Source organism: Pirellulales bacterium (assembly GCA_036490175.1).
GTDB lineage: Bacteria > Planctomycetota > Planctomycetia > Pirellulales > JACPPG01 > JACPPG01.
In genome coordinates, this window is the sequence record DASXEJ010000272.1 from 82169 (window position 1) to 95508 (window position 13340).

General features: G+C 62.3%; 9 protein-coding genes. 6 read left to right on the top strand and 3 right to left on the bottom strand.

The features are described 5' to 3' along the window. Positions 1-2 precede the first annotated feature (2 nt). Positions 3-1493 carry an ATP-binding cassette domain-containing protein gene (locus tag VGG64_20670; protein ID HEY1602029.1) on the top strand — a complete coding sequence of 497 codons (1491 nt, stop codon included), beginning with the start codon at positions 3-5 and terminating at the stop codon, positions 1491-1493. A gap of 37 nt (positions 1494-1530) precedes the next feature. Here VGG64_20670 and VGG64_20675 read toward each other — a convergent pair whose 3' ends face one another. Then, complete coding sequence (locus VGG64_20675) at positions 1531-3054, bottom strand: hypothetical protein (protein ID HEY1602030.1); 1524 nt, start codon at positions 3052-3054, stop codon at positions 1531-1533. Positions 3055-3129: 75 nt separating this feature from the next. Next, positions 3130-6180 carry a PVC-type heme-binding CxxCH protein gene (locus VGG64_20680; GenBank protein ID HEY1602031.1) on the bottom strand — a complete coding sequence of 1017 codons (3051 nt, stop codon included), beginning with the start codon at positions 6178-6180 and terminating at the stop codon, positions 3130-3132. A 255-nt stretch (positions 6181-6435) separates the two neighbouring features. On the opposite strand from VGG64_20680, the gene VGG64_20685 reads away from it, so the two are divergent. The 5 genes from VGG64_20685 to VGG64_20705 all read left to right on the top strand — a co-directional run bounded on the left by VGG64_20685 (position 6436) and on the right by VGG64_20705 (position 11901). After that, the gene (locus tag VGG64_20685; protein HEY1602032.1) at positions 6436-7545 is read left to right on the top strand and encodes a hypothetical protein; all 1110 of its coding nucleotides are present in this window, start codon (positions 6436-6438) and stop codon (positions 7543-7545) included. 315 nt (positions 7546-7860) lie between these two features. Next, positions 7861-9810 (top strand): pyrroloquinoline quinone-dependent dehydrogenase, encoded by a 1950-nt coding sequence (locus VGG64_20690; protein ID HEY1602033.1) that lies wholly within the window; start codon positions 7861-7863, stop codon positions 9808-9810. 36 nt (positions 9811-9846) lie between these two features. Next, positions 9847-10395, top strand: a complete 549-nt coding sequence (locus tag VGG64_20695; GenBank protein HEY1602034.1) for a hypothetical protein — start codon at positions 9847-9849, stop codon at positions 10393-10395. A 366-nt stretch (positions 10396-10761) separates the two neighbouring features. Further along, on the top strand, positions 10762-11565 hold the full coding sequence (locus VGG64_20700; GenBank protein HEY1602035.1) for a hypothetical protein: 804 nt from the start codon (positions 10762-10764) through the stop codon (positions 11563-11565). A 150-nt stretch (positions 11566-11715) separates the two neighbouring features. Beyond that, positions 11716-11901 (top strand): hypothetical protein, encoded by a 186-nt coding sequence (locus tag VGG64_20705; GenBank protein HEY1602036.1) that lies wholly within the window; start codon positions 11716-11718, stop codon positions 11899-11901. Between the two features lie 189 nt (positions 11902-12090). Here VGG64_20705 and VGG64_20710 read toward each other — a convergent pair whose 3' ends face one another. Beyond that, positions 12091-13128 (bottom strand): DUF1559 domain-containing protein, encoded by a 1038-nt coding sequence (locus tag VGG64_20710; GenBank protein HEY1602037.1) that lies wholly within the window; start codon positions 13126-13128, stop codon positions 12091-12093. Positions 13129-13340: the final 212 nt, after the last annotated feature.

The following is a 13340-nucleotide window of genomic DNA, read 5'->3' on the forward strand; positions in this document are numbered from 1 at the left end:
CCGTGCTGCAAGCGCAATCGCTATCCAAAATCTATCGGACGCCCCGCGGCGACATCACGGCCCTGGCCAACTTGGACCTGGCACTGGCGCGCGGGCAATCGTTGGCCGTGTGCGGACGATCCGGCTCGGGCAAGTCGACGCTGTTGGCGATTATCGGCGGACTGTGCCGCCCGACCAGCGGTAACGTGCAGGTCGACGGCGCTGACATATTGTCTTTGCCGCCGCACAAGCTGGCCGACTTTCGCGGCCGCTCGGTCGGCTTTGTCTTTCAATTCGCCAGCCTGCTCTCGAACCTTCGCGCAATCGACAATGTGGCGCTGCCGGGTCTCATCGGTCATGAAGAAAACTATGCGGCGGTGTACGAGCGCGCGACGACATTATTACAGAGAGTGGGGCTGGCCGACCGTTGGGATGCCTATCCTGCCGAGTTGTCCGGTGGACAACAGCGACGCGTCGCGATCGCCCGGGCCATGATCAACCGGCCGCCGCTGCTGTTGGCCGACGAGCCGACCAGTGACCTCGACGAGGAGACCGAACGCGAGGTTTTCTCGCTGCTGCTCGACATGCACCGCGCGCACAACACGACCCTGCTGCTGGTCACGCACAACATGGCACTTGCCGAGCAGACCGAGCAGGTCATGTACTTGGATGGCGGGCGCATTGCCTGTGCGCCGCATGTTGGCTTGCTGCGAAAACGCGATGTCGCACCGGCGCTCAACGTGGCGGCAGCGCCCTACACCGCGGTGCAGGATCCGGCAGCGCACGCTTTGAACGTGGAGACAGTAGCTGCGGCTGTTGCGCCATCCGGTCCCGCGCTCGTTCCGCAACCGGCGCACACGGCTGGCACGGCGGAACAAACCGTGCCGCTCGGTGCAGGTCTCGGTAGGTTTCTGGCCGACTTTGCTGTTTGGGCCGTGGCGATCGCCCTCTGCCTCATGGCGGTGAACTACGGCGCGGCGCTCGTGCAACGGCGTAGCATCGTGCGGGAACAGGTCGAGCGCCGTGCGGCCGAGGACCTGGCGCTGCAATCGTTGCGTGCCGATCTGGATAACGTCGAGCAAAACGAGGATGGCAGTTATGAGTTGACCATTTTCCTGGCGTCGCTCGATCAGAAGCGCGAGCTGTACGTGATGGGGCCATCGCTGCGAGCTTTCGTACAGGTCGATCGCAGTTGGCAGGCCATCCCCATCGCGGCGGCCGATCAGCAGGCCGACCAGGTGACAAAGATCGATGAGAAGCGTCTGTTTCGATTCACGTTTCGCCCCAACGTCGCCTCGTTCGATCAATTGATCAAGGGATATCTGCACATCCGCTTCATCAATTCGATGATCGTGGCCGAGCAGCCTGAGCCATCGAGCGATGTATTCGACCGCACGGATGACTATTACATCTATCTCCGCGCGCCCGGCGTTTCGGATGATGAAGTACGGCAGGCAAATCGCTGGTCGGACACCACGCTGGTGCCGCGCTGGATCCCCATGAAGGCGCATTAGCGACCGCAGTAAACACGCAGTACCCGTCGACGCACGCTCAATCTAACTCGGGCGGCAAACTGCCATAAGCCCACGGCGTGCCAGTAAACGCCGGTAGGGGCGCAGGCTTGGGGGCAGGCCCAGCCGATAATCCCTGGGCGAGCTTGATGGCCGTATCGGCGATGGTCCGTCCTGCCGTCGGTATCAAGTTGCTGTAGCTGGTGAGCCGTGTTTCGTACCCACCGCCGCGCGGGCCGAGAGCCTCTTCCGTGGGGACATAGCCCACGCAGTCGTTGGCCAATGAAACCGGAAACGTAAACGGAAACCGACTGTCGGCTTTGATATCCATCCCGTAGCGGCAAAAGTACTCGGCCGGACAAGACAAGAACACGGCCGGCCCCAACTGAATCGCTTGCACTTCGACGTCGGCCACCGGTGCCTGGGCCAGCCGGGCGTCGAGCAGCACGATCTCTTTGGCGAAAGTCCACTCGGTCGAGTTGACCGTGGGCGGATCCTTCGCCACGATTTCGCGGCTGCGCGCCAACCGGTCGGGACGAGGGACGCGCCGCTTGATTTTCAAAGTCTCGTTTTTGAACGCCACCGGCACAAGCGCACCGGCCGATTGTTCCGTGGCCAGCAGCACCTTCAGCGCCTCGGCCCCCACGCTGCCGCCGACGAGCCGCGCCGACGTTTCGCCGAATTGCTTGATTTGGTACGGGCTGCGATTATCGACCTGGGTCACGTCGCCGGCCATGCCCGGCACGAACACGACGATCGCCTCTTCGCCCAACAGTCCGCGAATCGTCTTCTCTATGTAATAAATATAGTCGGCCGAAATACCGCCGGGGCCGGTCGTGGCGTGGCAGCAGAAGTTGACGATGCAGCCGAGAAACTTACCTTCGGCATTCCAAGCGCCGACAACGCCCACTTGCGGGTCGGTCGGACCGGCGACGTCGATGATGTCGGGATTGCCCTGGCCAGGGTGCGTCATCGTCAGTCCGCCCGCCATGCGAAAGCGTCGATTGAAGGCCACCTGCTCCGCCAGCCCATAGCCTACGGCGCAGCGCGCTGCGGCCCGCCGGGCATCGGCCTCGACCACGGCCTCGACGAGCCCTTGCTCGACGCGGCGCAGATAGGCGGCGTCGGCCATCGAAGATTTTTCATAGGCCAACGACTTCACCAGGTCCGAGGCATGATCGAACTCGCCGGGCAAGATCATGCCGGTCGGGCCTGCCGAGTGCGAATGCGAGGCCGCGATCATGATCGCCTCGGGCGCGATGCCACACTTTTCGTGGATGGCCTGCCGTGCCGCGGCCACGGTCTGACCGCGAATCAATAGCGCGTCTAATCCGACGATGGCCACGCGCGTGGTCCCGTCATCGAACACGCTGGCGCGCACTTTGCACGCGTCATGCTTGGTTTTATGAAAAGCCTTGCCGTATCCGCCCGGCTGCTCCATGCCAATGTCCGGCGTAATGTCGCGTTCGGCGAAGCCGGCTTTGAACGCCGCGGCCGGCTGGCCGTGGGCAATCGACGCGCAAGACAACGCAAGCATACAGCAAACGACAACTTGCTTGATCATGAGAACACCTCGGATTGTCATCGGTAAATACTCTTCGCGCCACGGTCGGCGAGGCAGTTCGCGGGTAGACGGTTTTCAATTTCGCAGCGGATCGCGCACATTCTCTCCCTTGAGATACGACAGCAGATCCGCCAGATCTTGCCGGGTCATGGCTTTTTCGATCTCCTGGGGCATCAGCGAAAGCTTGCTTGACTCCAGCCGCTCGATGTCTTCACGCAGCACGGTCTCTTCCTTACCGAGCGCTTGCCGCAGCGTGATGCTGTTTTCCGTATCGCTGGCTACGAGCCCCGTGAGCGTGCGCCCGTCTTTGGTTTCCACGACATAGGCCGAGAAGCCGCGCGTGATTTCGAACTCGGGGATCAGAATGTGTAACAACAGTGCTTCTTTCGGCTGGTTGCGGACGCCGAATAGATCGGGCCCGACGGCAAATCCATCGCGATCCAGCCGATGGCAGTTGGCGCAATGCTTTTTGAACACGGCCCGGCCTGCCTCGGAATCTGCCGTTAAGGCGAGTACCGCTTTGGAATCCTCGTACGCTTTGCCGCGATCGGTCCCTTGCGACGTGCCGAAGGCGCGTAAGGCGCGTTCGCGCAGCGCCGGGTCGGCGTGCTCGGTCAGTTGGCGGCGGCGCAACGAATCGATGGCGCCTGGCGGGACCGTGCCCGACTCGATCGCAGCCATCAGCCCCGGCAAATGTTGCTTGCCCGACAGCATAGCCGACAATACTTCTTCGCGCAGCGCGGGCGAGTAGCTGGGAAAGCGCTCGGCCGCGAGCAACGCCGCCGCGATCCGCTCGTCCTGCATGCCGGCCAAGGCGCGGATCGCCCGGGCTTGCACGTCTGCCGGTTGCGCCGGCTCGACAAGCGCCAGCAGCGGCTCGCCCACCGTCAGGTAGTCGGCATGGGCCAGTAGCGCGAGCGCCACCAAACGATGTTCTATTTCGCAGGCGGAGTCGCCGGACGTCTGCAACGCGGAGTGAATCAGGGCATCGAGTTTGTCGCGCGTGCCGCGTAGCTCATTCGCGTCGCCGCGCAGTGCGGCGTACAGCACGGAGCCGCCGTCTGGATCTGCACCGCGGCTGCGCAGCGCGTCGGCAAAGCCAGCCAGCAACGACGCGCGGCAATCCGCTTTTGTGCTGGCATTGACCATCTGGGCGATGAGCGCGGACCAGCTTGTGCCGGGCTGACCCGCACCGAGCATTCGTCCGACTTCCGCGTACAGCGAGATGACGCCCGCACCGTTTGCATCGGTTTTTGACAGTAACTCTTGCAAGAACGTCTCGTCTTGACCCGCGATCGAACTGAGCACGGCCGCCCGCAACCACCGATCCTCGGCATCGCGGACAGCTAACTTGGCCAGCGGCGCGATCGGTCGTCGGTCCTTCAATCCTCCCACGGTGAGCGCCCATTGAAAGCGAACTCGCGCTTCGGCGTCTTCTCCCAATGGCAATAGCGCCTCGACCAGCGCGGGCGAACGCGCCAGGCGCGGTTCGGCCACTAGCAAGGCCTGCTCGCGCACCGCCGCCAGGGGGTGACGTAAGCAGGTCACCAACATCTCGTCGGACAGGTTAGCCGGTTCGGCCGACCACAAAAGCGTCACCGCCACGGCCGCATCGTGCGCACTGCCCGGCACAGGGGCCGGGTGGCTCAACGTCGAGAGGTCGACCTGCTGCTGGTCGCCGGGCAATCCTTGATGGTTGCGCTGGCGATCGCGCGCTGCCAGCCGCGCGCGCCACCAGGTATCGCGGTGCCAGCCATCATCGCTTGTAGGTATGGCCGGCTGCCGGCGGCGCTCGGCAAGCTGCGGCGCGTCGAGCGTGTCGCTCACCACGCGCCAAATGCGCCCCATGCCGCGGCCGCTGTCGAAATCGGTTTGCTTGCGGATTTCGGCCGGCAAATAGTCTGGGTGTTCGATCGTCTTGCGGTACATGTCGCAGATGTACAGCCCGCCGTCGGGTCCGGCCGTTAGGAATACGGGCCGGCACCAATTGTCGCTGCTGGCCAGGAATTCTTCACCGTCGTGCATCGCACGGGCGGCAAATGTCGCTCCTTGCGGTGTCAGACGATCGAAATGCACCAGATTGCCAGTGGGATCGCAGGAAAAAGCTCCGCCGCGATATGCCACCGGCAAACTGTTCCCGCGCCACACGAAGACGCTGCAGGCCGCCGTAAATGTTCCGCCATGCGAGTCGGCGGTCGTCACGTTGGCGCTGATCGGAAACAAGCGCGCGGCGCGGCCATGCCCGGCCAAAGGCTCCGAGGCCAGATCGGCCGGACAATCTTGCACCGTCTCGGAAAAGGCCAAGTGTGGGTTGCGCCGCAGGTACTTACTGGCCAACACCACGTGCTGCACCTGCACCCGGTTGTAGCAGATGAAGCGGTGGCCGAAGTCGTCGAAGCACAACCCGAATTGTCCGCCGCCATCGCACGTTTCGTAAGCGCTCAGGTCGGGCCGAAAACGAAAATCGGTCCGGCCGAATTTCAGCGGCGGACGCTCTGCGTGCGCAGGGCACGTGACTTCGCCCCCTGTCAAGCCGCTGGTGACATAGATCCAGCCATCGAGCGATAGCGTGGGGTGGCTGACACGCAACTGCGTGCTCCCCTTGGTCGAGAATCCGGTAAACCACACACGGCGCTCGTCGGCCCGGCCGTCGCCGTCGGTATCGCACAAGAATAAAATGTCGGGCGCGCAGGTGACGATCAGCCCGCCGTCGTAGGCCATAACTCCATTGGGAAAGGTCAGCCCGTCGGCGAAAGTCGTGCGCTTCTCGAATCGTCCATCGCCATCGACATCTTCGAGTAACGAGATGCGTCCGACGGGGGGCTCGCCGGCGGCGGGGCCGTTGGGGTATCCACGATTTTCGGCGACAAACATGCGGCCGCGCTCGTCGAACGTTATCGCCACCGGGCTATCGACCAGCGGTTCAGCCGCCACCAGTTCGACGCGCAAGCCCGGCGCAATCGCAAACGCTTTCACGGCCTCTTCCGGCGCGAGGGGCCCGTCCAACAATGCCGGTGGCGTTGCGGCCGCGGTAGCCACGAGCGCGCACGTCGCCAGCACGAACGCGACGACCACGCTCACCATACAGCAGCTGCACTCTTTCGATGTTCGCAGTGGGCCGTGCATGGCAAAATCGCGTCTCTGGAAAACCTTCGCGCGGCAATGAAAACGCCGGCGCCGAAGGGCGGCAGCGTTTGACTGTCGTTCAATTCCGGCTCGTGCGGCGTGTGCAGGTATTGTACACAGCCTGCCGTGGGGTGTGCCGCACCGAGGTCGGCTGTGCCTGGGCCCGCAAATGACTATGATTTGGCATGCCCCGCGTTTGTGTCTGAAGCTTGTCATTTATACCGCCGTAATCGCGTAGGAACCGCACGATTCCCCATGAACGTTACACCCCTGGACCTGAGCAAGTTGAAGGTCTTTCCGCTCAGCGAGCGGCATCATCTGACCCGGGCCGAAGAGATCCTCATCGATCCGGACGCGCCCCCTAAACCGATCACGCCCGAGAACGCGGCGCGGATCGCCGAGTGTGCGGCCAAGATTCTCGCAGCGCAAAAGCGCGATGCGGCGATTATGTTGATCTACGGCGCGCACCTGCTGCGCAACGGCACGGCGCAGATTCTGGAACGCATGATGGCGCGCGGCTGGCTCACCCACCTGGCCACGAACGGGGCCGGCACGATACACGATTGGGAATACAGTTGGTTCGGCGCCTCGACCGAGAGTGTCGAAATGAACGTCGCCACGGGCACCTTCGGCACCTGGCATGAAACGGCCACGAACATTCACCGCGCGCTGATGGCGGGCGCCTTGGATGGGTTAGGCTACGGCCGCGCGTTGGGACGCTTGATCCACGAAGATGGCGTCACGCTCCCCAGCACCGACGAACTGACGGCCGCGATCGCGGCCGAGCCCGCGCATCCGCTAACAGCCGCGCGGGCGGACCTGCTGCGCGCCATGCGCGCGCAAGGCTGGGCCGCCGGCCGCACCGAGATTACGCATCGTTGGAAGCACGCCTCGATCATCGCCCAGGCCTATGGCCACGGCATACCGCTCACGGTCCACCCGGGGATCGGCTACGACATCATCGCGAACCATCCGGTGTTTAGCGGCTCGGCGATCGGCCGCGGGGCCGAGGCCGATTTCAAGTTGTTCGCCGGCTCGGTCGAACAGCTCGACGGCGGCGTCGTGCTGTCGGTGGGCTCGGCCATCATGGGCCCGCAAGTATTCGAGAAGTGCGTCAGCTGCGTTAATAATTTGCGAGTGCAAAGCGGCCGTCCGATCCTGCACGATCACACCACATTCGTGGTCGACATCCAGGATGGCGGCGGCTGGGACTGGACCTCGGGCGAACCTCCCAAATCGAATCCGGCCTACTACCTGCGGTTCTGCAAAAGCTACTCCCGCATGGGAGGCAGCATGCATTACCTGCAATGCGACAACGCGGCCTTCATCCACAATCTGTACCACGCGCTGTTGGCACACGGTTAGATGGCGGGCATGCCGTCGGGCCGGCTCCACCAAGGATTAAAACTCCAAGCAGTGCAAAGAAAGGCGCTCTCATCACGAAGAGCTTTGCTCGCGTCGGCGGAGGTAGTGGATTGGCCATCTTCGGATTCTTCAGCGCCGAACAAAAAGGTCCGCGAAATCCCGGGGCCACGGTCTCCACCACCCCCCAAAACCCCACTGATTGAACCCCCTTCGGCCGTAGGGCATAATGCTGGTCTCTTCCGGGAAATTGGGGGCCTCGTCCTGGTGCGGCACAGTAGCGATCATCAATTCATGCGGGCCTAGGCGGAGATAAGCATGCTGGTTAATCGCGTTCGGGCGCAAACGTTTTTGTTTCTGTCGGCATTCTTGCTGGTGGCTGCCTCGACCGAAATCCTGCACGCGGCCGAACCGGCCGTCGGACACGGCGCCACAGATGGCCAGTGGCTGTGCTACGGCGGCGACGGCGCGAGCACGAAATACTCGTCGCTCGACCAGATCAACCAAGGCAATGCCAGCAGTCTGAAGGTGGCCTGGACTTGGGATTCGCCCGACCTGCCCCTGCAAAAAGAAAATCGCTCGCTCGGCTCGTTTGCGTACGAGACGACGCCGCTGGCGGTGGGCACGACATTATATATAAGCACGTCGCTTGCGCAGGTCGCGGCGGTCGATGGCCGTACCGGCAAAACGATCTGGGTGTTCAATCCCGAAGTCTACAAGGCCGGACGCCCGACGAACCTGGGCTACGTCCATCGCGGCGTGGCCTATTGGCGCGGCGACGGCGAAGAGCGCCTGTATCTGGCCGGCCACGACGCCTATCTGTACGCGATCGACGCCAAAACCGGCAAGTTGGTCAGCAGCTTTGGTGACGCCGGCCGCGTGAACCTGGCCGCGGCCATCCCACTGGCCGTCAACGCGCGCAACTACACCATGACCTCGCCGCCGGTGATCTGCCGCGACACTGTGGTCGTGGGTTCGTCGATCTCGGACGGACCGCAATTCAAAGAAGCCCCCCGCGGCGATGTACAAGCGTTCGACGTCCGCACGGGCAAGCCGGCCTGGATCTTTCACGCTATTCCCCAGCCGGGGGAATACGGCAACGAAACCTGGGAAGACGAATCCTGGAAATACACCGGCAATGCCAACGTCTGGACGCTGATGAGCGTCGACGAAGAATTGGGCTACGTCTATCTGCCCATGAGCACGCCCACCAACGACTGGTACGGCGGGCATCGCTTGGGCGACGGGCTATTTGCCGAGGCGCTGGTCTGCGTCGAAGCCAAGACCGGCAAGCGCGTGTGGCATTATCAAACCGTGCATCATGGGCTGTGGGACTACGACCTGCCCGGCGCGCCGGTGCTGTGCGACATCAAGGTCGATGGCAAGCCGATCAAGGCCGTGGCGCAGATCACCAAGTCCGGCTTCACATTTGTATTCGATCGTGCGACCGGCAAATCGGTGTGGCCGATCGAAGAGCGCCCTGTGCCCCCCTCGACAGTGCCAGGCGAGCGAGCCTCGCCGACGCAACCCTTTCCGACCAAGCCGGCTACGTACGAGCGGCAGGGGTCGACGGAAGACAATCTTGTCGATTTCACGCCCGAGCTGCGTGCCGAGGCGAAAGCGATCCTCGACGAATACGATCACGGCCCGCTGTTCACGCCCCCGACCGAGCGCGGCACGATCAACTTGCCCGGCTGGGCCGGCGGAGCCAATTGGTGGGGAGCGGCCTTTGATCCTGACACGGGTTTGTTCTACATCCCTTCGATTACTTCGCCGATCGTCGTCAAGCTGAACGAGCCTGACGCCGCGCGATCGAACCTGCGTTATGTGCGCGGCGGCCCGGCCTTGGGGGGCGGACTCGACGGCCCGCGCGGCCTTCCGTTGTTCAAGCCTCCGTACGGGCGCATCACGGCGATCGACTTGAACAGCGGCGAGCACGCCTGGATGATTCCACACGGCGATGGCCCGCGCGTGAAGATCAGCGAGATGGTCGGTCACGACGTGGGTCCCCTGGGGGGTGGCGGCGGCGGACCGCTGCTCACCAAGACGCTGCTATTTGTCGGGCAGGGGGCTTCGGGTCGCGGCGGACGTGGCGGCGGGGGTGCCCATTTAATTCGCGCCTACGATAAGGGAACTGGCAAGGTGATCGCCGAGGTCGCTCTACCAGGCTCGCCCAGCGGCACGCCGATGACCTATCTGGCCGATGGCAAGCAATACATCGCGCTGGCGACGAACAACGGACAAATCGTCGCGATCAGCCTGCCCTAAAAAATCGAACCGCAAGAGAGAGAGGAAGATGCCATCATGCGATTGATCCATAGCCTGCTCCCTGCCGCATTGGTTCTGGGCGCCGTCAGCACGGCGCACGCCCAGCTGCCGGCCGACTCGGTGATGCTCGACAAGGTCAAGATATCTGAAAAACAGAAGTCGACCGATCTGTGCCCTGTGTACCTGGTGGCGTCGGATCCGAAGCTACCCACCTGGGAATACAAGGGCGTGAAGTATCGCGGCAGCAAGCCCGACGCGCAGGAGAAGTTTCTCAAGGAGCCAGAGAAATATGCCAAGGCTGCGGCGAAGCAGCGCTATGTGAATAACTTTATGCAAGCCATGAGCCCGGTCTGGTGCCCCGTCACCGACGAGGTGACGCCGGGAGGCATGACGCAATGGAAAAAGCTCGGCTTCACGTTCGAAAGCTGCTGCGCCTTCTGCGACGAGAACGTCTCGGACGATGACTTCCCCGAGGCGGTGAAAAAGCTCAAGGCCCGCGCCGAAAAAAGCTACGAGTTGACCGGCGGCAAATACACCGAAGGCGCCAAGAGCCCGGTGGAAGGGGCCATCAAAAAGCCGGCCTAATCGCAGTACGATTTACGCCCGGGGCATCGTACATGACTGCGTACATTACTGCGCGGGGTGCCAACCCTGCACGGGCGCACGGGTGCCATGTCCACGCGAAGTGTGGACTTGCGAAGTGCAGTTGGAAGTCAAAGGTATGCCCACAACGGCGTAGGCATGGCGCCCGGCCATTTGAGCCTCACAGTGACTCCGTGAGAACATGCCTTTGAATGGCGTTGTAACGATACGTCGATGCCCCGTCCTTCGTGATCGGAAAGAGCGCGTATAGCTGTTCTAACACGACTCAGAGAATGTAGTCTTCTCTTCACTACTGCGTACAACGCGAGGGAATAAAAGCCGATGAATTCACGAGCAGCCGTCAGCCGCGTGCTCATCACATCCGCCGCCTATGTGCTGATATTCGGATCGCCGGTCGGCGCGATTCAGACTGTCGTCGATGATGCCCGCGGATTTACTTTGACGCTACCTGATGATTTTGTCGCGAACCCTAAACTTGTGGGTGCCGCTCCCAACATCATACACGGATTTGTCCTTGGCGACCCAACCGATGACAAGCTGGACATCGTCCTGCTTATTGAGAAGATGGGCGGCACAATCAGCCGCGAACCTCTTACACTAGAAGATCTGCCGCCCGATTTTCGCGGTCGGTTGTTCAAGACTCAATGGCAGGGGTTCGCCGTTGACGCCTTTGAGATCCCAGAGGCCATCGACCAAACTCGCGCGGTTACATACAACGTTCAACTCCCTTTAAAACGTGCCGCGATTCAAGTGAAGCTTTTCGGGCCGGCCGATCGCGAGTCGGAGCTACAATCATTGCTCGCCACGATACTCTCGGGACTCAAAGGCGAGTCAAACTGGTTGCAATCGGCCGTACCCACGTTGCCGATCACTTCATCGCAGACTTATCGCGTCATTTTGTTGGCATTTGCTGTCATCTTCATTTTGACGGGCATCGTTTTACTATGGCTAGTTTCTCGCAAAGCCCCAAAGGGTGCCGTACTTGTGGTGGCTGTCGTTATATACTGCGGCGGACTGGCGCTTGCCGGTAGCCGTGTCCGTGAAGTCGTCATGTTGAAAGGGGCCCTTACAATGCTGGGCTTTATTGGGGGTGTAATGGGCGTCGTTGACCTTCTTCGGAAGCGCAAACCACCCGCCAAGGACGCCGGGTAACTATGCGATATACCGACCACGTACAAGAGAGAGTCCAGATTCGCGTCTCCCGTACGTGATGCTTTAATACGTCAGACGCAATTGACCTGGGGTAGCGGGCGCCGTCGTATTCAAGCACGGCATGACGACCGTCCATCGGGAAATGCAACCTTGCTTCGACATTCGAGGACTGCGGCGCGCGCCCCTGATTGCGGCGGGAACGTCTCGGACGATGACTTTCCCGACGCGGTGAAAAAAACTCGAAGCCCGCGCAGACAAAGCTGCGAGCTGACCGGCGGCAAATACACCGAAGGCGCCAAGAGCCCGGTGGAAGGGGCGATCAAGAAGCCGGCCTAATCGCAGTGCGATTTATGCCCGGAGCGTCGTGCATTCCTGCGCGGGGTGCCATCCCTGCACGGGTGCCATGTCCACGCGAAGTGTGGGCATGCGAAGTGCAATGAGACGTCAAGGCATGCCCACGCTGGCGTGGGCATGGCACCCGAACGAGCGACCTCCATCGGTTTTTATCTAACGCGCCATTCCGTATCACGGCACGTCGGCTGTTTCGCTGCCGGCGCAGGTTGACACGCCGCGCCAGACGGTTGGATCAACTGTGTTCGCGGCGAACCGTGTGCTGCCGTCGCAGAACAGCACGTTTACGCCCGACGGATGGTTGCTGCGGGCCGCCATGAAGCCCTTCTGCTGCGGCTGGTTCATGCAGTCCCATTGCGTGGTGTTGGGAATGTAGAAGTGGTTGTAGAGCGTGTTGCCGTAATTTCCCAGAATCCACTTCGCGCTACGCTGGCTGTACCAATCCCCGGTGCCTAACGAGGCACACGTCGCAACGCTGGCATCGATGCCATTGCCTAACTCCAGGATGTACAGGCCGGAATCGCCCGCGGAGAGCGAGGTCACAGTCAGGCCCGTCCCCAGCGTGCGCTCGCTGAACCCGGCCGTGTGCGAGGAGCCGTCGACGAGGTCGGAAAACTTCACGGCAGACGTCAAATAGAACACGCCGTCGGACTGCACGAGAGTTCCATTAACGACGGTGCCGCTACCGGTATTGGCCACGTAGTTGGTGCCGCCATAGGTCGACTCGGGCACGCGGCCGGCTGCCGGATCGGTGGGGCATTGCAACACCGGCACCGTCGAGATCGCGGCCGCATTGTTCGTGGCGCCGCTGTAGGAAATGCCCGCGATAGCCAGAGGCGTGGGGGCAGCCGTGAAATCGAGCTCGGCATACAGCCCGCTCTGTTCTACGAAGGGAAGCAGGTAGGCCTGCGGCGAGAAGACCGTCGGCGGCGGTCCACCGCGCCCCGGAGGAAATCGGCCGTTGGTGTCGTGGAACTGGTGCAGCGCCAATCCCAACTGCTTCAGATTGTTGGCGCAGGCCGACCGGCGGCTGGCCTCGCGGGCACTCTGCACTGCCGGCAACAGCAGGCTGATCAAGACGCCGATAATGGCGATGACCACTAGCAATTCGACGAGCGTAAACCCCGCCGAGGCAATCTCGGCTGCACGGCACTTCCGCTGCCGGCAGGCGCATGGCAGCAACGACCTTGTAGCTCGCCGTGCTGCCTTCATGTCTTTTACCCGAACGCTCTGGGAAGCCCTTGGTCAGGGCGCGTCCCGCTCTGGGCCGCCCCCGTCATTGTAGGCTGGGCAAAACAGGGGGCACAAAGCGCAAACCGTGACGCACGACTGACCTTGACACAATCGGCCGTTGGCCTTCTCATGCTCCGCCACGACCGGACCACCCGGTCGCAGCATGCTATCGCGACCAGCGGTATCAACGG